This window comes from Lysobacter sp. yr284, from assembly GCF_900107375.1.
Taxonomy (GTDB): domain Bacteria; phylum Pseudomonadota; class Gammaproteobacteria; order Xanthomonadales; family Xanthomonadaceae; genus Lysobacter.
Map to the genome: position 1 here is coordinate 30,096 of NZ_FNPT01000026.1, position 22,462 is coordinate 52,557.

Annotated in this window: 20 protein-coding genes; 7 read left to right on the forward strand and 13 right to left on the reverse strand. The window is 72.0% G+C overall.

The genetic code is table 11. The features are described 5' to 3' along the window. The first annotated feature begins 164 nt into the window (after positions 1-164). From BLV01_RS22795 to BLV01_RS22805, 3 genes are all read left to right on the forward strand, one after another. Positions 165-866 (forward strand): uroporphyrinogen-III synthase, encoded by a 702-nt coding sequence (locus BLV01_RS22795; RefSeq protein ID WP_254782740.1) that lies wholly within the window; start codon positions 165-167, stop codon positions 864-866. Positions 867-957: 91 nt separating this feature from the next. After that, on the forward strand, positions 958-1,959 hold the full coding sequence (locus BLV01_RS22800; RefSeq protein WP_091805607.1) for a uroporphyrinogen-III C-methyltransferase: 1,002 nt from the start codon (positions 958-960) through the stop codon (positions 1,957-1,959). A 43-nt stretch (positions 1,960-2,002) separates the two neighbouring features. Beyond that, the gene (locus tag BLV01_RS22805) at positions 2,003-3,253 is read left to right on the forward strand and encodes a heme biosynthesis HemY N-terminal domain-containing protein (RefSeq protein ID WP_091805610.1); all 1,251 of its coding nucleotides are present in this window, start codon (positions 2,003-2,005) and stop codon (positions 3,251-3,253) included. A gap of 99 nt (positions 3,254-3,352) precedes the next feature. On the opposite strand, the gene BLV01_RS22810 is transcribed toward BLV01_RS22805, so the two are convergent. Beyond that, positions 3,353-3,913, reverse strand: a complete 561-nt coding sequence (locus BLV01_RS22810; protein WP_091805613.1) for a hypothetical protein — start codon at positions 3,911-3,913, stop codon at positions 3,353-3,355. A gap of 245 nt (positions 3,914-4,158) precedes the next feature. Next, the gene (locus tag BLV01_RS22815) at positions 4,159-5,742 is read right to left on the reverse strand and encodes a CocE/NonD family hydrolase (protein WP_091805616.1); all 1,584 of its coding nucleotides are present in this window, start codon (positions 5,740-5,742) and stop codon (positions 4,159-4,161) included. 478 nt (positions 5,743-6,220) lie between these two features. On the opposite strand from BLV01_RS22815, the gene BLV01_RS22820 reads away from it, so the two are divergent. Both BLV01_RS22820 and BLV01_RS22825 read left to right on the forward strand, forming a co-directional pair. Continuing rightward, complete coding sequence (locus tag BLV01_RS22820) at positions 6,221-6,964, forward strand: hypothetical protein (protein ID WP_139179108.1); 744 nt, start codon at positions 6,221-6,223, stop codon at positions 6,962-6,964. A 24-nt stretch (positions 6,965-6,988) separates the two neighbouring features. Next, positions 6,989-8,257: an XVIPCD domain-containing protein gene (locus BLV01_RS22825; RefSeq protein WP_091805622.1), complete on the forward strand. Its 1,269-nt coding sequence runs from the start codon at positions 6,989-6,991 to the stop codon at positions 8,255-8,257. 117 nt (positions 8,258-8,374) lie between these two features. Here the strand turns inward: BLV01_RS22825 and BLV01_RS22830 are convergent, their stop codons facing one another. Together BLV01_RS22830 and BLV01_RS22835 are read right to left on the reverse strand one after the other, a co-directional pair. Continuing rightward, positions 8,375-9,106 (reverse strand): hypothetical protein, encoded by a 732-nt coding sequence (locus BLV01_RS22830; protein ID WP_091805625.1) that lies wholly within the window; start codon positions 9,104-9,106, stop codon positions 8,375-8,377. Between the two features lie 414 nt (positions 9,107-9,520). Beyond that, positions 9,521-10,798 (reverse strand): acetyl-CoA C-acetyltransferase, encoded by a 1,278-nt coding sequence (locus BLV01_RS22835; protein WP_091805668.1) that lies wholly within the window; start codon positions 10,796-10,798, stop codon positions 9,521-9,523. A gap of 127 nt (positions 10,799-10,925) precedes the next feature. On the opposite strand from BLV01_RS22835, the gene BLV01_RS22840 reads away from it, so the two are divergent. Beyond that, entirely contained in the window at positions 10,926-11,843 is a 918-nt protein-coding gene (locus BLV01_RS22840; protein ID WP_091805628.1) for a hypothetical protein, read from the forward strand. A gap of 51 nt (positions 11,844-11,894) precedes the next feature. Here BLV01_RS22840 and BLV01_RS22845 read toward each other — a convergent pair whose 3' ends face one another. From BLV01_RS22845 to BLV01_RS22875, 7 genes are all read right to left on the reverse strand, one after another. Further along, on the reverse strand, positions 11,895-13,208 hold the full coding sequence (locus BLV01_RS22845; RefSeq protein WP_091805631.1) for a DUF4034 domain-containing protein: 1,314 nt from the start codon (positions 13,206-13,208) through the stop codon (positions 11,895-11,897). A gap of 33 nt (positions 13,209-13,241) precedes the next feature. After that, positions 13,242-13,724 carry a GNAT family N-acetyltransferase gene (locus BLV01_RS22850; protein WP_091805634.1) on the reverse strand — a complete coding sequence of 161 codons (483 nt, stop codon included), beginning with the start codon at positions 13,722-13,724 and terminating at the stop codon, positions 13,242-13,244. 132 nt (positions 13,725-13,856) lie between these two features. Further along, on the reverse strand, positions 13,857-14,432 hold the full coding sequence (locus tag BLV01_RS22855; RefSeq protein WP_091805637.1) for a superoxide dismutase family protein: 576 nt from the start codon (positions 14,430-14,432) through the stop codon (positions 13,857-13,859). 473 nt (positions 14,433-14,905) lie between these two features. Further along, a complete protein-coding gene (gene ntrC, locus BLV01_RS22860; RefSeq protein ID WP_091805640.1) occupies positions 14,906-16,309 on the reverse strand; it encodes a nitrogen regulation protein NR(I) in 1,404 nt (467 codons plus the stop codon). Beyond that, positions 16,306-17,373, reverse strand: coding sequence for a two-component system sensor histidine kinase NtrB (locus tag BLV01_RS22865; protein WP_091805643.1), 1,068 nt, complete (start codon positions 17,371-17,373; stop codon positions 16,306-16,308). Before BLV01_RS22865 ends, ntrC begins: the two co-directional genes overlap by 4 nt. An 88-nt stretch (positions 17,374-17,461) precedes the next feature. Further along, on the reverse strand, positions 17,462-19,354 hold the full coding sequence (locus tag BLV01_RS22870) for an XVIPCD domain-containing protein (protein WP_091805646.1): 1,893 nt from the start codon (positions 19,352-19,354) through the stop codon (positions 17,462-17,464). After that, positions 19,355-19,951 (reverse strand): hypothetical protein, encoded by a 597-nt coding sequence (locus BLV01_RS22875; RefSeq protein WP_091805651.1) that lies wholly within the window; start codon positions 19,949-19,951, stop codon positions 19,355-19,357. 396 nt (positions 19,952-20,347) lie between these two features. On the opposite strand from BLV01_RS22875, the gene BLV01_RS22880 reads away from it, so the two are divergent. Beyond that, complete coding sequence (locus BLV01_RS22880; RefSeq protein ID WP_091805654.1) at positions 20,348-21,145, forward strand: SDR family NAD(P)-dependent oxidoreductase; 798 nt, start codon at positions 20,348-20,350, stop codon at positions 21,143-21,145. A gap of 34 nt (positions 21,146-21,179) precedes the next feature. On the opposite strand, the gene BLV01_RS22885 is transcribed toward BLV01_RS22880, so the two are convergent. Beyond that, positions 21,180-21,578 carry a hypothetical protein gene (locus BLV01_RS22885; protein WP_091805657.1) on the reverse strand — a complete coding sequence of 133 codons (399 nt, stop codon included), beginning with the start codon at positions 21,576-21,578 and terminating at the stop codon, positions 21,180-21,182. Positions 21,579-22,153: 575 nt separating this feature from the next. Continuing rightward, positions 22,154-22,450 (reverse strand): hypothetical protein, encoded by a 297-nt coding sequence (locus BLV01_RS25930; RefSeq protein ID WP_139179111.1) that lies wholly within the window; start codon positions 22,448-22,450, stop codon positions 22,154-22,156. Positions 22,451-22,462: the final 12 nt, after the last annotated feature.

A 22,462-nucleotide genomic window follows, 5' to 3' on the forward strand; every position in this document is an offset into this window, starting at 1 on the left:
AATGGCGCTGCGACGTCCGGCGTGTGCCGTTGCGCGCGGCGCTGTGCGAAGCTGATCGCATGAGCCGCGAGCCGCTGACACCGCCGCGATGGTACGTGATCTCGTTACGTCCTAGTGACGATAACGAGGCGATACGCTGTATCGCAGCGCAATACGGCAGCGCATTGATCGAGTTGTCGCCGTGGTCGATCCGCAGCGAGAACACCGCCGTTGCGCGCGCGGCGCTGGCCTCGGCGCTGCAGTCGGCGCACGTGCTGGTCACCAGTCCGAACGCGGCGCGCGCATTGCGCGATCTGTGCGCGGCCGATGCGCGCACGGCCGCGCCGTCGTTGCCGCAGCCGCCGCAACGCGACGGCCAGGCGTGGTACGCGGTCGGCTCCGGCACCGCGCAGGCGCTGGCTGAATTCGGCATCGCCGGCGTGCGTTGGCCCGAGCGCATGGACAGCGAGGGCCTGCTCGCCCTGCCCGGCCTGCAGCGTTTCGACGCCGGCGAAGCGGTGGGCCTGTTGACCGCGCCCGGCGGCCGCGGGGTGATCGCGCCGACGCTGGCCGCGCGCGGCGCGCAGGTGCGGCGCGCCGACATCTACCGGCGCGAGCCGGCATCGCTGGACCGTTCCATGCTCGCGCGCCTGAGCCAGGCGCGCGCGCCGCTGCTGCTGGCGCTGTCCAGCGGCGAGGCCCTGCAACGCGTGCTCGCGCAGTTGCCGCCGCAGGCCGCGGCGCGGCTGCGCGAGGCCCGGGTCAGCGCGGCCAGCGGGCGGCTGGCGCAGTGGGCGCGCGAGGCCGGCTTCGGCGACGTCGGCATCGCCGCCGGACCCGGCGCGCGCGAGTTGCTGGCGCCGCTGGCGCAGGGCGATCGCGGCTGAAGCCGCCCATCCCGGCCAACCGCCCGGCCGCGGCGCTGCGCGGCCGCGTCAAGACTGTCTTGATCCGTTCATCCGGTAGCATGGCCGGGTCATGAACGACCCCATCGATCCCGTGTCCACCTCTCCCTCCACCGCTGCCGCGCCGCGCCGCGGTTCTTCCGCCTGGCTGTGGCTGCTGCTGGCGCTGCTGGTCGCCGCCGGCGGCGGCTGGTTCGGCTGGCGCGAGTGGCAGCAGCGCGAGGTGCGCGAGCGCGAACAGGCCGCCGACGGCGCGCAGCGCCTGGAGGCGCTGGAACAGCGCGTGGACACCCTGCGCACCAACCAGGACGCGCAGAACCGCCGCATCGTCCAGGCCGACAGCACCAACCGGGTGCTGCGCGACGAACTGCACGGCATCGGCCAGCGCGCGGCGCTGATCGAGGACAGCGTGTCCAAGCTGGCCGACCCCAACCGCCACGGCGCCCAGGCCATGCGCCTGGACGAGACCGAGCTGCTGCTGACCCTGGGCCAGCAGCGCCTGCAGATCGCCGGCGACCTGGAAGGCGCGCGCCGCGCCTACTTCCTCGCCGGCGGCGTGCTCGACGGCATCGACGATCCGGCCTACCTGAGTCTGCGCCAGACCCTGCTGCAGGAAACCGCGGCGCTCAAGGAACTGGGCATCGAACCGCGCATGCAGGCGATGGCCAAGCTCGATGCGCTGACGCAGGGCCTGAGCCTGCCCGAAGACGCCGCCCGGCCGGTCGCCGCCGAGCCGGCGCCGTGGTGGCGGCGCGCGTTCGGCACCTTGATCGAGACCCAGCCGGTCAACCGCACCGTCGCCTCGCATCCGGCCGACCGCGCCGCCGCGCTGGCCGGGCTGCAACTGGAAATCTCGCTCGCGCGCGCAGCCGCCGAGCGCCGCGACGCGGCCGGCTACACAGTCGCGCTCAAGCGCGCCGAACATTGGGTGCAGCGCCTGTCGCCGCCCTCGCCTGCGCAGGACCAGCAGCTCGCCCGCCTGCGCGAACTGGCGGCGATGCCGCTTTCACTGACGGTTCCGACCCTGGGCACCACACTGCAGCAGTTGCGCCAGCTGCGCACGGCCGTGCATTGAAGGCCGCCCGCACCGCCTGGGCCCCGAGGAAGGAAGCGCCGCGATGAACCTGTTCCGCAATCTTCTGTTCTGGATCGTGCTGGCGCTGCTCGGCGCGCTGGTCGCGCAACTGCTGCTGCAGGACCCGGGCCGGGTGGTGATCACCTACGGCGGCTACGACTACCTGACCAACGTGCCCAAGGCGCTGTTGATGCTGGTCGGCGGGCTGATCGCGCTGTGGCTGGTGTGGAAGGCGCTGAGCCTGCCGTTCGTGGCGATGCGCCGGCACCGCAAGAAGCAGGCGCGGGCGCGCCTGATCGACGGCCTGGATGCGCTGCACCAGGGCCATTGGAGCCGCGCCGAGAAATCGCTGGCGCAGGCGGCGCGCAGCCGCGACGTGACTGCGATCGCCGCGGTCGGCGCCGCGCGCGCGGCCGCCGCGCGCGGCGATGCCGCGGCGCAGGCGCAACACCTGGACGCCATCGCCGCCGAGCATCCGGTCGCGCGCGCGCTGGCCGCGGCCGAGCAGGCGCTGGCCGAGGAACGCGCCGACGACGCGCTGGCCGCGCTCGACGCGGCGGCCGCGCAGCCGCTGCCGCCACGCGGGCTGGCCCTGCGCGCGCAGGCGCTGGCCGCGCTGGGCCGCGCCGGCGAGGCTTACGGCCTGCTCGGCGCGCTGCGCCAGAACAACGCCTGGCCGGCCGCGCGCCTGGGCCGGCTGGAAGCGCAGTGGGCCGAAGCCGCGCTGCGCGAAGCCGCCGACGCGAACGTGCTGGCCGACCTGTGGGAAAGCCTGCCCAAGCCGCTCAAGAACGAACCGGCGGCGGTCGCCGCCTATGCCGAACGCGCGGCCGAGATGCGCTGGGAAGAGGCCGCGGCCAAGAGCCTGGAACAAGCGCTCGACGCGCGCTGGGACGAATCGCTGGCGGCGCTGTACGGCCGCCTGCCGATCGGCCGCCTGGACGCGCGCCGCGCCCAGGCCGAACGCTGGCTGGCCGGGCATCCCGGCAGCCCCGGCCTGCTGCTGAGCCTGGCCCGGCTGGCGCGCATGCAGGGCCAGTGGCCGCAGGCCGAGGCCTACCTGCATCGCGCGCTCGCGCAAGGCGCCGGCAGCGAAGCCTGGGAAGAACTCGGCCACGGTTTCGCCCAGGCCGGCGACGAGAACCGGGCGCGGCTGAGCTACCTCAACGCCCTGCGCGCAGCGCGCGGCGAGGCGCCGAGCGAACTGCCCGGGCGCGACCTGCGGCAGAAATTGTTCGACGAGGCGGTGGTCGAGGAACGCGACGAGTTCGGCATGCCGCGCTTGCGCGGCTGAGGCCGCCTGCGCAAGCGGGCGACGCGCAGGCCGGGCCGCGCGCTGGCGCAGAACCCACGAACGGCCGCAGCGATGCGGCCGTTCGCGATTACCCAACGCTCAGAACCCGGGATCGCGAAACGCCGGCAGCCCGGCCAGGAATTCTTTGCCGCTGCCGCCGAAGCGCGCATAGCGTTCGCCGATCCGCTTGGGATACAGCGTGCGCCCGGCCACGATGGCGATCACCACGCAGGCCAGAAGACACACGCCCGCGAATGCGAGCAACGGCCCCGAGTCGTTGGCGAGGCCGAAGAACAGCGCCAGCGCGAACCCGCCCAGGCTGGCGAACGCGCTCGCGACCAGGCGCGAGCGGCGCCGGGCGTGGCGCTCGCACAAGCTGGCGTCCAGCCGGCACTTCTTGCGCACGATCATCGCCACGATGGCGTAGATCACCAGATTGAACAGGATCAGCAGGTACCAGCCGCCGCTGTGCCAGTAATAGGTTTTGTTCAACCGCGCGTGGCCCGGCGCGTTGCACTTGACGCAACGGCCCGGCAGGCGCGAATCGCACAAGGTCACCAAGTCCGCACCCGCGCGCCACGGCCCGAGGCGCTGGTCGGATTCGCTGGACGTGTCGGCGAACGCGCTCTGCGGCGCTTCGTATGGATTGAAGGTTTGCATCCGGCCCCCGGTGTCCGCGCGTCCGGCCCCAGGCCCCCTGCCCGGCGCGGCGTCCGTCGCGGTCGCGCATGCGGCGGCGGGCCGCGTGCGCGGCGCGCGGTCCACGGCGATCCCCGCGGCCATCCTAGCGGCGCGCCGTCCCGGCGCAAGCGCTGCGGCGAACGCGGCGAGCCCGATGGCCCGCGGCCGCGGCGCAAGCGACGACGGCGCCTCGCGGCGCCGCCGTTCGCCGCCCGCGCGCCGGCTCAGCGCAGCGGCACGGTCAACGTCGCCGGGTTCGAGGCCGGCGAACTGAAGCTCACCGTGCCGCCGATGCGGCTGGCGCCGGTGTAGCGCGCGTCGACGGTGTCGATCACCAGCACCAGGCGGCGGCCCGGTGCGATGTCCCAGCTGGTCGCTTCCAGGCGCAGGTCCAGGGTCTGCGCCACGCCCGGACGGGCGCCGCGCAGCGACACCGGCTTGTGGCTGAGCAGCTGGCCGGTGCCGAGCAGGTCGACGCTGTAGAGGTAGGCGAACAGGCTCACCTCGCTCTGGCTCGGCGTCGCGGTGATGCGCAGTTGCGGCATGCCGCTCAGCTGCGCCCCGCTCCAGTACACCGGCGTCTGCCACACCGCCGCGCCGGCGCGCGCGACCAGCGGGATCGACGCGGTCGGCGCCACCTGCAGCGATTGCAGGAAGCCGCTGACCATGGCGACGCCGGAGCCGGCCACGGTCGGCAGGCCGGTGAGGATCGAGTGGCTCCAGCCCACGCTCGGCGCGCTGCGCAGCTCGCCGGTGGGCGCGATCAGGCCGCTGGGCTTGCTCAGCGCGAACACGGTCGCCCCGGCTTGCACCGCGTTCCAGTCGGCGTAGCCGCGCCAGTCGCCGTCCTGCGACTTCAACCGCACCGCCGGTTCGCGCGGCACGCCGTTGTCGGCGCCCTTGAGGTGATGGTCGAACCAGCGCTGCACCGCGGTGTAGGTCTCGTTCGGCAGGCCCAGCGCGCCGGGCGCTTCGATGGTGGCGTGGTCGCCGTGGGCGAACAGCAGTTGCTTGGGGCCGGTGAGCGCGTTGTAGAAATCCACGTACTGGCCCGGCGGAAACAGGCTGTCGTTGAACGCGTTGGCCAGCAGCACCGCGGTGCCGTTGCGGTTGAGCGCGGCGACCTCGGTCATCGGGCTGCGCTGCGGCACGATCGGCAGCAGGCCGGCGACGGCGCCGTCGAAATCGCCCAGCGCGATGCGCGCGGTGGCCTGGGCCAGTTCCGGCCCGGGCCGGCCGGTGACCGCGCCGGCCACCACCAGCAGCGCCGCGCCCTGCTGGCTGACGGTGCGGTTGGCGTACAGCGACGCCTCCAGGTCGGCCCAGCCGCTGAGCGCGGCCACCGCCTTGATGCGCGGGTCGCGCTCGGCGGCGAGCAGGCTGATGCCGGCGCCGTAGGAAATGCCGCTGGCGCCGATCCGGGCCGGGTCGGACGGCGTGTTCGCCAGCGCCCAGTCGATCACCGCGCTGACGTCCTCGACCGTGCCCGGCCCGGCGATGTCGATCTTGCCGGCCGAATCCCAGAACCCGCGCGAGGTGTAGCTGACCACCACGTAGCCCTGCGCCGCCAGCTGGCCGCCGCGGCCGACGTACTCCAGGTTCGGCACCGCCCAGCTGGCCGGCATCACCAGCAGCGGGAACGGGCCGGGGCCCTGGTCCTTGGGCACCATCACGAAGGCGCCCATGTCGGCGCCGTCCCAGCCCGGGATGCGCTCGTAGCGGCCGGCGAAACCGCCGGCGTAGGCGGGGGCGAGGATGGACAGGCACAACAACAGACACGACAGCCACAACGAATGAATCCTGCGCATGAGCTCGTCCCCTCCCAAGGACCGGTCCCGCACTTGTGGATACGTTTGCGTATGGTTTACCGCCCCAGGACCGTACCACCGCGAATGGATGCACAACAATCGTGATCCCGGAGCAGCTAGGTGAACCGTGGCAACCTGGGTCACGGAATCGCGATCCGTCCGGCGACCGCGCCATCCGGCACGCCCGCCGTGCGGCAGCGCACCGTTCCGGGCCGCCGCGCCCGGTCGCGCCGGCAGCGCCCGGGCCGCGATCCTGAAACGGCGCCCGCCGCCGCGGTTTACCGCCCCCGGCGGGGCCTCTAGACTCGGCCCGCGCGGCTGCGCCATCGCCGCGAGCCGCTTCACCCGACCGCATCGACGGAGGATGCCGATGACGCCGCACGCGTCGTTCAGCGCACTGCTCGCTTTCGCCTGCCTGGCGACGGCGGCGTGCACCTCGGGCGCGGCGCCGCCGCGCAGCAGCCAGGACACCCGCCCCATGAACGCAGCCGACGCGCCCGCCCAGGCGCGCCCGGTCGAGGTCGACCTCGGCCCGCACCGCTTCCGCATCGCCTCCAACTACTTCGACATCGAGCGCGGCCAGGACGCGCAGGGCTTCATGCGCCTGATCCTGCGCTGGCCTGAGTTGGCGCCGCTGCCGCCGGGCGTGCACTACCTCAGCGGCGGCGAGTCCGAGCGGATACGCAACATCGACATCAGCCCCACCTACCTCGACCGGGTGCCGCCGCAGACCCGCCTGGATCGCGAATGGATCTCCAACGTCGACTCCGAGCAGGAGCTGCGCGAGAACCCGACCCTCAATCCCGAACTGCGGATCAAGGCCGCGCCGGTGGACGGGCTGACCCCGTACTACACCGACTTCGCCAAGGTCGACGCCTACTACCTCAAGCGCTACGGCAAGCAGGACCTGCCCGCGACCGACCGCCACTCGCTGTTCAACAACGACTGGTTCGTCGCCCGCGACGCGGACGGGACGCTGACCACGATCATCAAGTGCACCGCGCGCGAGGAGCCCGACGGCGCGCGCATCGTCGACGGCCGCCTGGAGCTGCTGGACGCGCCGCGGCTGCCGAGCTGCAGCCACGCCTTCCTCCTGCCCAAGTACGGCACCTACGTGCAGGTGAGCTACCTGCGCCTGTTCATGCGCGACTGGCAACGCATCGAACAGCGCATCCGCGCTATCTTCGACGACGGCCACATCGGCGATGCGCCGCGGCGCTGACCGCCGCTTTTCAAGGAGGAAGACATGAGCGGACTCGACCAACGCGACCTGGACGTGCTCGGCCACTACGCCCGCACCGGCAATCGCGAGCTGTACTGGAACTACCTGGCCCAGCATCCGGGTTCGGACGGCTACGGCCTGCTCGCGCTGGGCGTGGTGCGCAACGACAACGCGCCGGGGCAGGTCGCCAACCTGTACGCCGACATCCGCGCGCGCGACGGCGGCCGCAACATGCGCGAAAGCGACTGGGAGGGCTTCGGGGTCGACCTGATCCGCCAGGACCTGGAGCTGCGCCGGCAACAGCTGCGCAGCGACCGGCCCGACCTGGCGCTGAACCTGCCGGCGCGCGACGTGCAGCGCGCCCACGACATCTCGTTCGCGAACGCGCGCATCGATCCCAACGCCTGGACGCCGCGCGTGCTGCTCGAAGCCGCGCGCAACGGCCGCGGCGAGGCCGAGGTCGAGCGGATCTGGTCGCACATGCTCGACAACGACTGGCGCGGCAGCGAGCGCATGCTCAACACGCTCAACGACATCCGCCGCAACATGCCGGTCGACGACGCCGCCGGCTACACCGCCCGGCTCACCGGCGTGCGCGCGGCGGTCGCCGCCGGCGCCCACCCCAACACCGATCCGAACACCATCGGCGGCCCGCCGCTGACCTACAGCTACAACCAGCGCGACAACAGCTGGAGCCAGATCAGCAGCGGCGGAATGATGCCGCACGTCAGCGAAGTGACGAATCCGCGCCTGCTGGCCGAGCTCAACGACGCGCGCACCACCCGCCTGCACCGCCAGGACCTGCGCGACGACTTCCATCCCGCCGATCCCAACCGCAATCGCCCGATCATGGCCAGCCCGTGGGTGGTGGCCGATGCCGGCAATCCGGACCGGCCGGGCACCACCGCGGTCGCGCTGGCCGCCGCATCGCGGCCCGAGCTCACTCCCGCGCAGTGCGCGATCCACGACCAGTGCCGAGACGGCGTGCAGCGCCTCGCCGCCGGCTACGGCCCCGAGGCGGAAGCCAACCTCAGCGCGCGCCTGGCCCGGCTCGCCGGCGACCAGGGCTTCCGTCAGGTCGATGCGGTGGTGACCGGCGGCGGCAACGCGTTCATCGTCGAGGGCAATCCCGCCGACCCGGCCAACCGCAACGCCCACGTCGGCCTGCGCGAGGGGCTGGAAACGCCGGCGCAGCACTCGCTGCAGGCGATGGCTGCGCAAGGCGCGCAGCCGCGCGAGGAGCCGGCGCCGCAGCAAGAGCAGCAGCGCACGGCGGCGCGGGCGATGGCCTGAGGCCCGGCGCGGCCGGGCTCGTCGGATCGTCGGCAGAGCCGGGGCCGCGCGCGGCCTCGGCGCGAGCGCCGGCGGCGCACCACATCGGCAGACGCGCGCGTCGAAGCGCGCGCAGCCTCAGAAATCGACGATCTCGCCGTTCTCGTCCAGGCGCGCGTGCGCCACGCTGCGGTCGCGGATCAGGGCGAGCTGGGCATCGACGATCTTGCGCCGCTGTTCGGCCGCGTCGGCGTCGTCGCGCTTGCCGGGAAAGCCGCGGTCGGCGCGCAGCGCCTCGAAGCTCGCGCGCGCGTCCTCGAAGCGGCCGAGCCGGCGCTGCAGTTCGCCGACGAGCATGCGCGCGTCGTAGCCGGCGTCGCTGCCGGCCTCGCGCTCGGCGCGCCGCTGCCACGCCGCCAGCGCCTCTTCGGCATAGCGCGGGTAGCGGCGCGGGCCGGCCTCCCAGGTGGCGGCCAGCAGGATCTGCGCGATCGCGTCCTCGGATTCGCCGAGCCAGGCCTGTTGCCGGGCCAGCCGGTAGTACGGCGTGTCGTCGGCGACCCAGCCGCGGTACTCGGGGCTGGCGACGAACGCGCGCAACCGCGCCAGTTCGGCGGCATCGTAGCGGCGTTGCGGGTCGAACACGACGAAGCCGTTGCCCGGGCACACCGGCAGCGGCCAGGGCGAGGCGATCGGGCCGTAGTGCTGGCCGTCGAAGTAGCGCCCGAACGAGGTGCCCGAAGCCGCGACCCGGGCCTGGAACGGCTGGCCGTCGATGGGACAGACGAAGGACGCGTCCATGAAGGTCATCGCCGCGGCGCCGTGCGGCAGCGAGGCGAGGGCGAACAGCAATACGGCGTGCGGGCGCATGACAGGTCCTTGTCGCGGCGGGGCGGGCATTGTGCCTCACCGCGCGCGGGCCGATGCTGGGGATCGCGGCGGCGGACGGTGGAGACGCCGCGGCGGAAACCGGAGCGCCGGGACTGAAGCCCCTCCCACACGATCGCTGTTGCAGCGGCTTGTGGTTGTGTCGCTGTCTTGCCGTCTTGCCGTCTTGCCGGCCTATCGCCTTGCCGTCCCCAAGCTCGCAGCTGCGGCGCTTGCAGTCTTGCCGAGGCCTGCGCGGTGGTGGGAGGGCCTTCAGGCCCGACGCCTTTCGATCCGCTGCGATGACGGCCCGATCCCGGCCGGGAGAAAAGCATCGGCGCTCAAGCCCCTCCCGCATCGCCCTTCGCTTCGATCCGGGCGCCGGCGGATCGCCGGCCCCGGATTTGCGCGTTGCGCTCAGCGCTCCAGGATCGCCACCACGCCCATGCCGCCGGCGGTGCAGATCGAGATCAGGCAGCGGCCGCCGCCGCGCTGCTTGAGCTCCTTGGCGGCGGTGGCGACGATGCGCGCGCCGGTCGCCGCGAACGGATGGCCGGCGGCGAGCGAGGACCCGTTCGGGTTGATCTTGGCCGGGTCGATCCGGCCCAACGGCGCGTCCAGGCCGAGCCGGTTCCTGCAGTAGTCCTCGCTCTCCCACGCGCGCAGCGTGCACAGCACCTGTGCGGCGAACGCCTCGTGGATTTCGTAGAGGTCGAAATCCTGCAGGGTCAGGCCGTTGCGCTTGAGCATCTCCGGCACCGCCACGGTCGGCGCCATCAGCAGGCCCTCGCCGTGGACGAAGTCGACCGCGGCCACCTGCGCGTCGCGCAGGTAGCACAGCACTTCCTGGTTGTGCGCCTGCGCCCATTCGTCCGACGCCAGCAGGCAGGCCGCGGCGCCGTCGGTCAGCGGGGTCGAGTTGGCGGCGGTGAGCGTGCCGCGGCCGGAGGTCTTGTCGAACGCCGGCTTCAGCGTGGCCAGCTTTTCCAGCGAGGAATCGGCGCGCAGGATGTTGTCGCGCGAGACGCCGCGGAAGCTCACCACCAGGTCGTCGAAGAAGCCGCGCTCGTAGGCCGCGGCGAGCTTCTGGTGCGAGGACAGCGCCCACTCGTCCTGCGAGTCGCGCGAGATGTTCCACTGCTTGGCCATGTCCTCGCAGTGATCGCCCATGCTCTTGCCGGTGCGCGGCTCGGCCACGCCGGGGAACTCGGGCTTGAGCTCGCGCAGGTGGAAGCCCTTGAACGCGGCGATCTTGTCCTTGGTGGTCTTGGCCCGCGCCGCGGTCAGCAAGCGCCGGCGCAGGCTCTTGCCGTAGACGATCGGCACGTCGGAGGTGGTGTCCGAACCGCCGCCGATGCCGGCCTCGATCTGGCCGGTGGCGATCTTGTTGGCGATGGTGATGATCGAATCCAGCGAGGTGCCGCAGGCGCGCTGCAGGGTGATGCCCGGGGTCAGCGGCGACAGCCCGGAGGACAGCGCGGCCTCGCGGCCGAGGTTCCAGTCGCTGCTGTGCTTGATCACCGCGCCCATCGCCACTTCGCCGAGCTGCTGGCCGTGCAGGCCGAACTTCTCGACCAACGCGCCCAGCGTGCGCACCGACATGCCCAGGTTGCCGACGTCCGCATAGGCGGTGTTCTGCCGGCAGAACGGGATTCGCACGCCGCCGAGCACGGCGACGGGACGGTTTTGACGCATCGGCAGCACCTCTGAAGAAGCGGTTTCGGGGAACTTCGCGCGGGCCCGCGGGGCAGAGCGGGCATAATGGAGCCCAGTGTAGCGCCGCCAGCGCGCTCTACCAAACGCCAGCGTATCCTCGGTGACCATGACCTCCGAATCCCCCTCCGCACGCGGCCCGGCCGCGCCCCTGCACGTCCTCGGCGCGCTCGCCCTGGAGCTCAAGGGCGACGCCGCTGTGCAGCGCAGCGCCCTCGCCCGCCAGGACGCCGGCACGCTGTCGGAGAAGATCGCCCGCGACCTGGCCGGCTTCGCCGCCGATACCGCGGCGCTGGACCTGGTCACGGTCGGCGCCCACTACGACCCGGTCGAACTGCTGCGCCCGGGCTGGCCCCTGCACCGCGAACTGGACGACCTCGCCGCGCGCGCCCCGCGCGAGCGCGGCGCCGAACAGGCCGGCCGGGTCATCGCCTTCGGCGCCCACGACGACCAACTGCCCGGCGCGCTGACGCCCTCGCCCGACTTCGCCGGCGGCCCGTTGCGGCTGGTGCCGTTCGCGCTCAGCGGCTCGCCCGAGCTGGTCGCCCGGGTCGGCGAGATTCTCGAATCCAGCCTGCTCGAACGCGGCATGGCCGGCGCCGACACCGCCCTGGCCGCGCAGGCCGCGTTCGGGCTCAAGGTCGAGCACGCCCGCTACCTGACCGTGCACGACCTCGCCGCGATGATGGCCATGCAGTACGACCACGCCGGCCTGGGCCCGCTGTGGCCGCTGCTGGAAACCGCACTGCTGCAGCCCGAGGGCGAGCAATGGCTCGACGCCCTGCCCGAGCCGCTGGTGCACTACGCCGACGGCGAGGCCCGCGTGGCGCTGTTCTCGCCGGCCGCCTGGCATGCGCGCTACGCGCCCGAGGCGCCGTGCGACACCGCCGAATGCCGCGACAAGCTCAACCGCCGCTACCAGCACTTCGAGGCGCGGCTGCGGCAGATCGCGGCGGTGCTCGGCGCGCACGCGGTGCCGGTGACGTTCGTGCATTGCGACGGGCCGTACCAGCCCGACAGCCTGTAACCGCGACCCGCCCGGCCGCGCTGCGCCGGCGACGTCGCGACGCGCGCCGGCTCAGTCCTGGAACTTGCCTACGCGGCGGCCGCAGGCGACATAGCGCGCGTGCGAGCGCCAGGCCACGTCGAGGCTGGGTTCGCGGATGCGTTCGAACAGTTTCGCCAAGGTGTCCTCGTCGCCCGCGTCGCAGGCGAAACTGGCGTAGTTCTGCAGGTTCCACTGGTCCGGATAGCGCGCGATCACGTCCTCGAAGCCCTCGCGCATGCGCGGCCAGCTCGCCTTGGACTGCGCGAACAGGTTGTCGCGGAACTGGCCCTGCGCCGCGGACCAGTACAGCCGCGCGTACATCGCGCGGCCTTCCTCGCGCTGGGTGCGCGCGACCGCTTCGGCGGCGAAGTGCTCGAGCTGGTCCAGGCCGCCGTGCCACTTGGGCAACAGGTACTCCATCATCGCGAAGTACATCGGGTAGTAGCCAGGGAATTTCTCCAGGCCTTCGTCGAACGCCGCGAACGGGGATTTCTGCCGGTCGCGCTGGAGATCGACCGCCAGTTCGTAGTACTCCGGCCGGGTCGAAACGATGGCCTTCTCGGCATCCAGATAGTCCTGCGCCTTGGCCAGCCAGTCGAAGAACGGCCGCCAGTTTTTTTCCTCGACCGTGGCCGCGTAGCCGCCGCCGCGGAACGCCCAGCCGCGCCGGACCATCAACCTGGCCCGCAGCAGGCGCGCCAGCGCCGACTGCGGACGCTCGCGCAGCCATTGCTGCAGCACTTCGTCGCGCTCGCGGTAGGCCTGGTCGCTGTCGGCCCTGACCGACAGGGCGGAATACCAATAGCCGCTCTTCCACACGCCGCTGGGCGTGCGCGCGCCGCGCAGGGCGTAGTCGTCGTAGTAGCGGTCGAGCTGGGCGAAATCGCGCGCCTGGAACAACTGCTGCGCGCGCATGGCCAGCGCCTGGCGCATGTCGAGCTCGGGACCGTCGTCGAAGGCCGCCTCGATCTGGCGGCGGCGCTGGGCTTCGCGCTCCGGCGCGCTACGTTGGTACTCGGCGAGTCGCCGGGCGATTTCTTCCGACGAAGGGTTGCGCCGCTGCTGCAGTTGCCGGAGCAGTTCCGCGGTCTGCGCCTGCGCGCGCGCCTTGCGTTCGGCGATGCGCGCCTGTTGCCACGCGATCTGCTGCTCGCGGGTGAGTCCGCTCGGCATCGGCTGCATCGGCTGCATCGAGGGCGAGGGCGCGGGCGCCGGCGGCGGGACGGTTGCCGATGAGACTTCCGGCGGCTCGGCGGCCGATGGCGGCTCGGCGCGCGAGGGCGTCGTGCCCAGCAGCAACGACAACGCGAGCAGGCCGGCGGCGGCCGGGCGCTTTCCATCCATGGCGGGCTTCCTGAAGTGGCCGGAGCGGGACGATCAGAGCTCGGATTCGTAGATCCGGTAAACGCTCTCGTCCATCCCCTGCGAGCGGTAGGTGTTCTGCGCGGCGATGTTCTCGCGCTCGACATACAGACGCAAGCCGATCACGCCGGCGCTCGCCTGCGCCAGCGCGGCGACATGACGGTGCAACGCGTCGTACACGCCCTGCCGGCGGTGCTCGGCGGCGACAAAGACGCTCTGGATCCACCACCACTCGCCGTTGCGCCAGTCGCTCCACTCGCGGGTGAGCATCAAGGTGCCGGCGGGAACGGCGATGGTCTCCTGGCCGGCGGTCTGCGCCTCGCGCATGGCGACGAAGTAGCGCGCCTTGGCCGGATCAGCCAGGCCGGCGGCGACGCCGGCGTGGACGGTGGCCGGGTCCAGGCGCTTGTGTTCGGTTTCCCAGGCCATCGCCGACATCCATTGCGCGATGAGGTCGCAGTCGGCGGGGGCGGCGTCGCGGATGCGCAGGTGGGTCATGGCGTCGGGGGTTGGCGAAAGGTCGCAGTGTCGCAGCGAACGGCGTCGGGCCGGAAGGCCCTCCCAGCGCAACGCGCGGGAGGGCGATGCAGCCGGCGCGACGCGCCGGAAGCGCGTCGCGCTGTGCGGGCCTCAGCGGCCGGTCTTGATGATGCCGCAGGCCAGGCGCGCGCCGGCGTTGCCGGCCGGCTGGCTCTTGTAGTCGTCCGCGGAGGCGTGGACGATCACCGCGCGGCCGGCGACGTCGTTGGGCGCGCCGCCGCCGAGGGTCACGCCGCTGGCGTGCGCATCGACCTTGGCCACGCCGTCTGCGTTGGCGACCAGGTTGTCCATGTCGCCGGCGTGGTGCGCGCCGTGGTCGACCTGGCCGTGCGGCTGCGCGGCCGGATTGAAGTGGCCGCCCGCGCTGCTGGCGTCGGCGGCGCTGCAATCGCCCTTCTCGTGGATGTGGATGGCGTGGGTGCTGTTCGGGGTCAGGCCGCCGATCTCGCCGGTGATGTGCACGCCGTCGCCCATCGGACGCACGCTGAGCTTGCCGCTGACCAGGCTGCCCGAGGCCGAGGCCAGCACCACGCTGGCCGAACTGGCGGTGGACACCGGCTTGGCGGTCGCGGCCGGCGGCGGCGTGGGCTTGACGGCCTGGCCGCCGCACGCGGCGAGCGCGGCGGTGGCGGCGGCGAGAAGGGCGATGCGAAGAGTCGCGTTCATTGCGGTGCTCCTGGTCGGCGGCGTCGCGCGGCGACGCCGGGTCGTGGAACCGACGCTAGCTGGGCCTGGGTTCAGCGCGGGTGAAGCGCGATGGCGTGGCGGCGCGGCATGAGGGGTGGCCTTGCCGCGCGATTATGGCGGCGATGCGGGCGCGCGCGCCATCGGCGCGGCGATCGGCCAAGACGCGCACCGTCGCGGTTGCGAAGGCGTTTCGGCGGCGGGCGCGGCGGTGCAGGCGTCTTCGGCGCCGGCGCCATCATGGCAGGGCCCTGCTGTTGCAGGAGAGCCTTGCTGTCGTGGAAGAACCTTGCTGCCGTGGAGGGCCTTGCCGTTGTGGGAGGGCCTTCAGGCCCGACGCCGTTCGCCCCGGCGCGGCTCATTTCGCATCGAACATCGTCCCGGCCGAGACAAAAGCATCGGGCCTGAAGGCCCTCCCACAACAGCGGCGGCGGGCGCTGCGACCGCGCCCCGCCTCAACTGCGCTTGCGCCCCGGCCCGAGCTTGCGCGTAAGCGTGTTGCGGCCCAGCCCCAGGCGCGCGGCCGCTTCGGTGCGGCGTCCGCCGGTGTGCGCCAGCGCGGCCTCGAGCAACGCGCGGTCGAAGCGCTCGCGCGCGTCGGCGTGCAGGTTGGCGCGGCCGTCGGCCAGTTGCGCGCGCGCCCACGCCGACAACAGCGCTTCCCATTCTTCGCCTGCGCCGTCGCCGCGCGCGGGCTCGGCGCCGAGCGCCTCGTCGAGGTCCTCGCGGGCGATCGCGTCGCCCGGCGCCAGCGCGGCCAACCGCCAGCACACGTTCTCCAGCTCGCGCACGTTGCCGGGCCAGTCGTGCGCCATCAGCCGTTCCAGCGCGGGCTTGGACAGGCGCTTGAGCGGTGCGCCGAAGCGCTGCGCGGCGGCGGCGAGGAAACGCTCGGCCAGTTGCGGTACGTCGCCGCGACGCTCGCGCAGCGGCGGCAGGCGCAGGCGCACCACGTCCAACCGGTGCAGCAGGTCGGCGCGGAAGCGGCCTTGCGCGACCAGGCCTTCCAGGTCCTGGTGGGTCGCGGCGATCACCCGCACGTCGACCCGGATCAGTTCGCGCCCGCCGACGCGGAAGAACTCGCCCTCGGCCAGCACGCGCAACAGCCGGGTCTGCAACGGCAGCGGCATGTCGCCGATTTCGTCGAGGAACAGGCTGCCGCCGTCGGCCTGCTCGAAGCGGCCGACGTGGCGGCGCTGGGCGCCGGTGAAGGCGCCGGCCTCGTGGCCGAACAATTCGCTTTCCAGCAGCTCAGCCGGGATCGCCGCGGTGTTGAGCGCGACGAACGGCCGCTGCGCGCGCGGCGACTCGCGATGCAGCGCGCGCGCGACCAGTTCCTTGCCGGTGCCGGTCTCGCCGGTGATCAGCACCGACAGCGGCGCCTGCGCGAGCCGGCCGATGGCGCGGAACAGGGTCAGCATCGCCGGCGTATCGCCGACCAGGGCATCGGCGGGCGCGGCGTCGGCCACGGGCGGCGGCGGCGCCGGCGCGCTGACCGACAGCGTGCGCGCGGCCAGCGCCACCGCGTCGTCGAGGTCGAACGGCTTGGACAGGAATTCCTGCGCGCCGCCGCGGAACGCGCCGGCGGTGCTGGCCACGTCGGTGTAGGCGCTCATCACCACCACCGGCAGCGACGGCGCGCGCGCCTTGAGTTTCTCCAGCAGCGCCAGCCCGCCGTCGCCGGGCATGCGCACATCGGTGAACAGCAGGTCCGGCGCGCCGCGTTGTTCCAGCGCGTCCAGCGCATCGGCGGCGTTCTCGAAACCGTCCACGCTATAGCCGGCTTCGCGCAGCGCGGTGGCGAGCACGAAGCGGACCGAGCGGTCGTCGTCGACGACCCAGATGCGCGCCGCGCTCATGCGCCAGTCTCCGTGGCGGGGTTGGCGGGGTCTTCGATATGCATCGGCAGCAGCAGGGTGAACACGGTGTGGCCCGGGCGCGAGCGATAGGTCAGCGAACCGCGGTGCTCGCGCGCGACCTGCTGCGCCAGCGCCAGGCCGAGCCCGCTGCCTTCGGCGCGGCCCGACACCAACGGCAGGAACAGCTGCTCGGCGAGTTCGTCGGGCACGCCGCGGCCGTCGTCGATGATGTCCAGGCGCAGCGCGATCGGATGCGCGCTGTCGCCGATGCGCGCGCCGTGCTCGACCCGGGTGCGCAGGTGGACGTGGTTGGCGCCGGCCTCGATCGCGTTGCGCGCGAGGTTCCACACCGCCTGCATCAGGCGGTCGGCGTCGCCGGCGAATTCGGGCAGGCTGGGATCGTAGTCGCGCACCAGCCGCACCGCCCAGCCGGCGTCGGCTTCGGCCAGGCGCAGCACCCGTTCGAGTACGGCGTGGATGTTGAGCGGCGCGTGCGGGCGCGGCGGCGCCGGGGTCAGCAAGCGGTCGACCAGGCCGGTGAGGCGCTCGACTTCGCTGTCGATCAACTCGATCAGTTCGCGCGCATCGCGGTCGTCGATGCGGCGCGCGAGCAGTTGCGACGCGCCCTTCAGGCCGGCCAGCGGATTGCGCAGTTCGTGCGCGAGCCCCTTGAGCGAAGCCGACAGCGCCGACGGCAGCAACAGCGCCGGATCGTCGCCGGGAAACTCGTCGACCGGATGCGCTTCCAGCAGCCAGCCGCCGTCCTCGCGCCGGCTCAGCCACAGGTCGGCGAAACGCTCATCGCCGTCGGCGTAGCGCAGGCGCATGCGGCGCATGCGCAGCGGCGCCTCGTCGCCGCCCGCGCGCGCGACCGCCAGCGCCAGCCGGCCGTCGGCGTCGAGCCCGGCCAGCGGCCAGCCCAGCAACCGCCGCACGCCGATGCCGAACCAGCGCGAGAACGCCAGGTTGCAGCCGGTCAGGGTGCCGGCCGCGTCGCTCCAGGCCACCGGAGTGGTCAGGGCGTCGAGGCCGAGGTCGGCGGACGGTGCGGGATCGGGCGGCATTGCACCATGTTAGTGCAAAGAATCGCGCGCCGCGGCGGCCTTTCGCGACCGCCGCACCAGATCGGATCGCCCGGACCTGGCCCGAAAGCTACAGCCCGTGCCGCGGCGCGGCCGGCGTCTCCGCCTGCACGGCCGCCGCCGGGGTTTGGGCCTGGGCCTGCTTGTGCTGCGCCGCTTCCAGCGCCACTTGGCTGGACTGCGAGGACTGCTCGATCGGCGTCGCCAACCCGCGCTGGATGTCCACGGCCGCCAGATGGTTGACCGGGCCGTTCATGCTGCCGAGCACGCCGATCACCATGGAGCGGTCCGTGTTGAGCACCATGTGATCGATCTTGGCCTGCGGGAACGCGTCCCGCTGACCCAACGCCTGGGCGACGACGGCCGCGCCCAGCGCCTGTTTCTGCTCCTGGGTGAAGGCGCCGGCGGGAATGTTGGGCGAGCGATCGAACGCGTCCAGCGCCTGCCGGTACATCGCGTGCCCCAGGTGTCCGGGCTGCGGCAACGTCGGCTCCTGCCCGCCGCGCGTCTGCTGCACAGGCGAGGTGGTGGGAGAGGCCGGGGCGGTCGGAGGAGCCGGAGGCGTCGGAGGCGTGGACGGCGCGGGAGGCGTCGGGGTGGCCGGGCCAGCCGGGATGGTCGGAGCGGCCGGCGCGGGCGGCGCCGTCCCGGTCGAAACATGCTGGTTCTTGTTGGGGCCGTCGTAGGTGTTGTCGAAGCGGCCCACCGTCGCCGGCGACGTGCTGGTGTCGCGGTAGCGCTGCGACACGGTCGAGCCGGCGACGATCTGGATCCCCTTCTCTTCCAGCAAGGCCTCCGTGAACCCCAGGCTGTGCATGTTCACGCGCATCTGCGAGGCGTTGCCGTGCTTGGGCACCGCGATCTCGCGTTCGGCCCAGATCGCCAGGCTGATGTTGCCCGCCCCGTAGTGGTTCTTGTAGTCGGAATGTTTGTACAGCCCCAGGTCCATCGAATCGATCGCGGCGACGCCCGGCGTGCCCGCCGGCGGCTGGTCGAAGTAGTGCTTGCCCATCGCTTCGACGTTACCGTTCGGCCCGGCAGTCGCGGTCAGGCTGTTGTCGGCGTTGAACGTCAGCCCGGCCTTGGCGGCCGCTTTTCCGCTCGCGTCGAGCTCGACGAAATCGGCGACGCGCCAGCGCTCGGCCTTGTCCCACATGTCCTGCAGGCTGACGTTGGCGTTGCCGCTGCGCTGCTGCTCGTAGCTCAACATCGCGTTCCAGCCGGCGATGTGCGACTCGGCCTCGTCGCGGCGATGGGCCTGCATGCGCGTGTCCAGGGCCGGGGTGTAGTCGTTGACCGGATTGGCGTCGCCGGCGATCGTGCGCAACGCGCCGATGTAGGTCTGCCGGGACCGCTCCAGATCCAGCCGGTTGAAGCCGTGTTCCAGCTCGTGCCCGAGCACGAAGGTCATGTTGTATTGGTTGTAGGTGGCCGGCGCCAGCGAATCCGTGGTCAGGTTCATGCTGCGCTTGGCCGGGTCGTAGCTGCCGCCCGCGCCGGGCTCGGAATTGAACTGGAAGCTGGTCAGGTGCCGGCTGCCCTCGTCGCGCACCGCATCCTTGAACCGGTCCACCAGCACCGGCGAACCGTTGATCGTGCGCTGCAGGTTCTCGTGCATGTCGGCGGTGACACCCGGCATGTGCGCGAAGCGCAGGCTCATGTCCTGCAGTTTCAGCACCGCGCGCAGGTCCGGATCGACCGGAGGGTTGCCGCTGAGCACCTGCGCGGGGATCGCGATCTTGTTGCTGGCCGCGTCGTAGCGGCCGATCGACTCCGGCCCAGCCGGCGCCAGCACGAAGCCCTGCAGATGGCCGCTGGCCGCGTCCTGGTTGAACGCGCGCAGCAAGCTCGGGGTGGCCTGGATCGCGGATTTGAGCTGCGCGACCTGCTGCGCGGTGACGCCGGGTTCGGCGGCGAAGTTGTCGAGCGCGGTCTTGAGCTGCGGATTGATCGGCGCAGGCATTTACCGGCTCCCCGCATCGGACGGCGATTCGGAGAAGTCGCGCGCTTCGGCGCTGACGACGCAGGCGCGCTCGCGCCGCGCCTGCGGTTGCGCCGCCTCGCGCTGGGTCACCAGCGACACCTGCAGCGGGCCGCGGCTGAACACCACGGTGGCCGTGCCCTTGCTCGCGTATCCGGCGTCGCTCGGCGCGGTCGGCCCTTCCAGATAACCCGCGTCCAGCAGCGCCTTGCGGAAGCCGTCGAGATCGAGGCCGCAGACCGGGGCCAGATCGAGCGCGGCATTGTCCAGGCGATCGTCCGGATGCTCGAACGCCAGCCGCGCGAAGCGCGCGCCGGGCTGCCCGTCGCCGTCGCCGAAGCTGGCGATGCCAGCCCATTTTCCGCCGGCGAATTCCTGGGTGAAGGCCTGGTAGCCGGGTTCTTCCTCGAAGTACTGGCTGTCGCTGAGTTGCTGCGGCGGAAGCTCCATCGCCTTCCAGAAGCGGGCGCGCTCGAAATCGCGCGAGGCGCGGGCTTGATCGGCGAATGCCAGCCATCGCTTCGCCATCGTCTGCGCCGCAATGGCGGTGGACGGCGCAGGCGTCGTCGCGTCGTGCATGTGAACCTCCTTCCTTGAATGGTCCGGGGTCGGTGCGGCGGGCGCGCGCTGGGTCGCCAGGCACGCGGTGCAGGCCAACGCGGGCGCCAACAACAACGCGGTGCGCGCGAAAGCGGCGATGCGAATTCCGGGCATGGTCGGCCTGCTCCTTGGCTAGTCGAATCCGGGCCGCGCCGTCGTGGACGGGCGGGCTCCGGGCCGTCGCGCTGCGCGGCTGCGCGGCTGCGCGGCTGCGCGGCTGCGCGGCTGCGGCCCAGTCTACGCCGGGGCGCCCGGCCGGCAAGCGGACGCGCCCGCCGCCCAGCGTATTTAACCATGTGGTTGACAACAGGTCTGGGCAGGGTGTCAGCTGTCGTCCCTGGCCCCCGACCGGCCCGACCCGAACACGGAGGACGTATGCACGGCGAACTCGCAGGCAAGGTGGCGGTGGTCCACGGCGGCAGCGGCGCCATCGGCGGCGCGGTGGCCCGGGCGTTCGCGCGCGAAGGCGCGCGGGTGTTCCTGGCCGCGCGCGGACGCGAACGGCTCGACGCGGCCGCGGCCGCCATCGCCGCAACGGGCGGCAGCGCGCAAGCCGATTGCGTCGACGCGCTCGACCCCGACGCGGTCGCGGCCCACGCCGACCGCGTCGCCGCGCGCGCCGGCGGCATCGACATCGTGTTCAACGCCGTCGGCTTCGTCCACGTGCAAGGCGTGCCCTTCGCCGAACTGAGCCTGCCCGACTTCGAACTGCCGGTGCATCGCTACATCCGCAGCCAGTACGCCATCGCCCAGGCCGCGGCGCGGCACATGCGCGACGGCGGCGCGATCCTCTCGCTGATCACCCCGGTATCGCGCATGACCGGCCCGGGCTACCTCGGCCACTGCGTCGCCTGCGCCGGCGTGGAAGCGCTGTCGCGGCACCTCGCCGGCGAACTCGGCGCGCGCGGCATCCGCAGCGTGTGCCTGCGCTCGCATGTGATTCCGGAAACACTGCAGCATGGCTCGCATGCGCGCGAAGTGTTTCAACCGCAGGCCGATGCGGCGGGCATGAGTTTGGACGAGATGATGCGCGCCGCGGCCGAGAGCACGCCGCTGCGGCGGTTGCCGACGCTCGACGATATCGCCGCCGCCGCGGTGTATGCGGCCTCACCGCGGGCGGGGGCGATGACCGGGGCGATTCTCAATCTGACCGGCGGGGCGTTGGTGGATTGACGCCGCTGCGGCATTGGCCGCAGCGGCGCGCGGATCAGGGTTGCTTGACCGCGTTCGACGAGCCGTTGGCGACATAGATGCTGTTGCAGTTGCCGGCGCCGTCGTGGCTGAAATCGATGTAGGAATCCGGCCCGACCGCGCCCGCCGCCGTGACCAGCGCCGCGCCGGTCGTCGTGCAGCTCACGTAGCCGCCTGCGGCGTTCTGCGCTTCGCACCCGGCCTGCAGATTGGTGCCGAGCGCGCTCACGAAGCAACCGATCGACTGCTTGGTGTCGGCGCTGTTGCGCGCGGTGCCGGCCATGCCGAACGCGCCGATCGTGTGGCCCTGGGCGTTGGTCTTGAAGGTCACCGGCACATTGGTTTTTTCGCCGGCGTGAGCGGTCGCGGCCAGCGCCAAGCTTGTGGCCAGCGCGACGGAAATCGCGAGTTTCATCGTAGTTCCTCCCTGAAAGCCCTTCGGGATGAAGGGGCACGGGCACTGGAACACGCGCCGGCGACGGCGACTATCGCGATGACCCACGCGAATCGCGGGGCGCGCCGGCGGTCGCAGACGGATCGTGTCGGACGTCGCGGCCGGCTTGCCCCGGCATGCGTAACGATCCCACGGCCCGCAATCTCGATGCTGCGAACACTGGCTGGCCACAGGCACTCGCCGACCCGGTTTCGCTGGAACCGACGCTGCCGCCGGTCCGCCTCCGCCATCGCGGCCGCGCCCCGGAAAGGCCGAGCTGGCCAACGGCTCGGAGCTGCTCGACCGGATTCACCGAGTTGTTGGCCACACACAGACCGCTTCAGTGTCGTTCGCGTAGCGGTCGAAATCGATGGAGGAATCGCGCCCGACCGCCTGCGCCGCCGCGACGATGCTGGGATCGGCGCTGAAACACAACTACGGAAACTCCAATGCGGGCTCAGAAACGCGATGACGCCAACAAAGCACCCACAAGAAGCGCAAGCGATACCGCAGTCAAAGCAGACCACCCTTAACTCGACAAGCTCGACACCCAAACCTCATCGAATAAACTCATCCGTATCGAGCGGACAGGCCCCCGGCCGATGATAGAGGCGGTGCTTCTCGCAATACTCGGTGCCGGAATTAGGATTGCAGTCCCACTCCACAAAAACGGCCGACCCAGGCACCACGAAATCGGGCAAATCTTCAAGCAGCTCCGGCAACGCCCCCCATCCCACCGGCGCGAATACCTTGACGTATCGCCCTTGCGAAATGTCCTGCGCCATTTCGCGAAAGGCCTGTGGAACAGTAATCGGCACTTCCAGCTTTTCCACCATCCACTTCGCAGCGGACATTGTCCGATCCTG

Excerpts from the sequence above, each read along its gene's own strand:
- BLV01_RS22850 (WP_091805634.1), bottom strand. The coding sequence starts at position 13,724 with ATGACCCACCTGCGCATCCGCGACGCCGCCCCCGCCGACTGCGACCTC.
- BLV01_RS22835 (WP_091805668.1), bottom strand. The coding sequence starts at position 10,798 with ATGCGTCAAAACCGTCCCGTCGCCGTGCTCGGCGGCGTGCGAATCCCG.
- BLV01_RS22830 (WP_091805625.1), bottom strand. The coding sequence starts at position 9,106 with ATGCGCCCGCACGCCGTATTGCTGTTCGCCCTCGCCTCGCTGCCGCAC.
- BLV01_RS22865 (WP_091805643.1), bottom strand. The coding sequence starts at position 17,373 with ATGCCGCCCGATCCCGCACCGTCCGCCGACCTCGGCCTCGACGCCCTG.
- BLV01_RS25930 (WP_139179111.1), bottom strand. The coding sequence starts at position 22,450 with ATGTCCGCTGCGAAGTGGATGGTGGAAAAGCTGGAAGTGCCGATTACT.
- BLV01_RS22815 (WP_091805616.1), bottom strand. The coding sequence starts at position 5,742 with ATGCGCAGGATTCATTCGTTGTGGCTGTCGTGTCTGTTGTTGTGCCTG.
- BLV01_RS22840 (WP_091805628.1), top strand. The coding sequence starts at position 10,926 with ATGACCTCCGAATCCCCCTCCGCACGCGGCCCGGCCGCGCCCCTGCAC.
- BLV01_RS22800 (WP_091805607.1), top strand. The coding sequence starts at position 958 with ATGAACGACCCCATCGATCCCGTGTCCACCTCTCCCTCCACCGCTGCC.
- BLV01_RS22825 (WP_091805622.1), top strand. The coding sequence starts at position 6,989 with ATGAGCGGACTCGACCAACGCGACCTGGACGTGCTCGGCCACTACGCC.
- BLV01_RS22855 (WP_091805637.1), bottom strand. The coding sequence starts at position 14,432 with ATGAACGCGACTCTTCGCATCGCCCTTCTCGCCGCCGCCACCGCCGCG.
- BLV01_RS22810 (WP_091805613.1), bottom strand. The coding sequence starts at position 3,913 with ATGCAAACCTTCAATCCATACGAAGCGCCGCAGAGCGCGTTCGCCGAC.
- BLV01_RS22870 (WP_091805646.1), bottom strand. The coding sequence starts at position 19,354 with ATGCCTGCGCCGATCAATCCGCAGCTCAAGACCGCGCTCGACAACTTC.
- BLV01_RS22820 (WP_139179108.1), top strand. The coding sequence starts at position 6,221 with ATGAACGCAGCCGACGCGCCCGCCCAGGCGCGCCCGGTCGAGGTCGAC.
- BLV01_RS22845 (WP_091805631.1), bottom strand. The coding sequence starts at position 13,208 with ATGGATGGAAAGCGCCCGGCCGCCGCCGGCCTGCTCGCGTTGTCGTTG.
- BLV01_RS22805 (WP_091805610.1), top strand. The coding sequence starts at position 2,003 with ATGAACCTGTTCCGCAATCTTCTGTTCTGGATCGTGCTGGCGCTGCTC.
- BLV01_RS22880 (WP_091805654.1), top strand. The coding sequence starts at position 20,348 with ATGCACGGCGAACTCGCAGGCAAGGTGGCGGTGGTCCACGGCGGCAGC.
- BLV01_RS22885 (WP_091805657.1), bottom strand. The coding sequence starts at position 21,578 with ATGAAACTCGCGATTTCCGTCGCGCTGGCCACAAGCTTGGCGCTGGCC.
- BLV01_RS22875 (WP_091805651.1), bottom strand. The coding sequence starts at position 19,951 with ATGCACGACGCGACGACGCCTGCGCCGTCCACCGCCATTGCGGCGCAG.
- ntrC (WP_091805640.1), bottom strand. The coding sequence starts at position 16,309 with ATGAGCGCGGCGCGCATCTGGGTCGTCGACGACGACCGCTCGGTCCGC.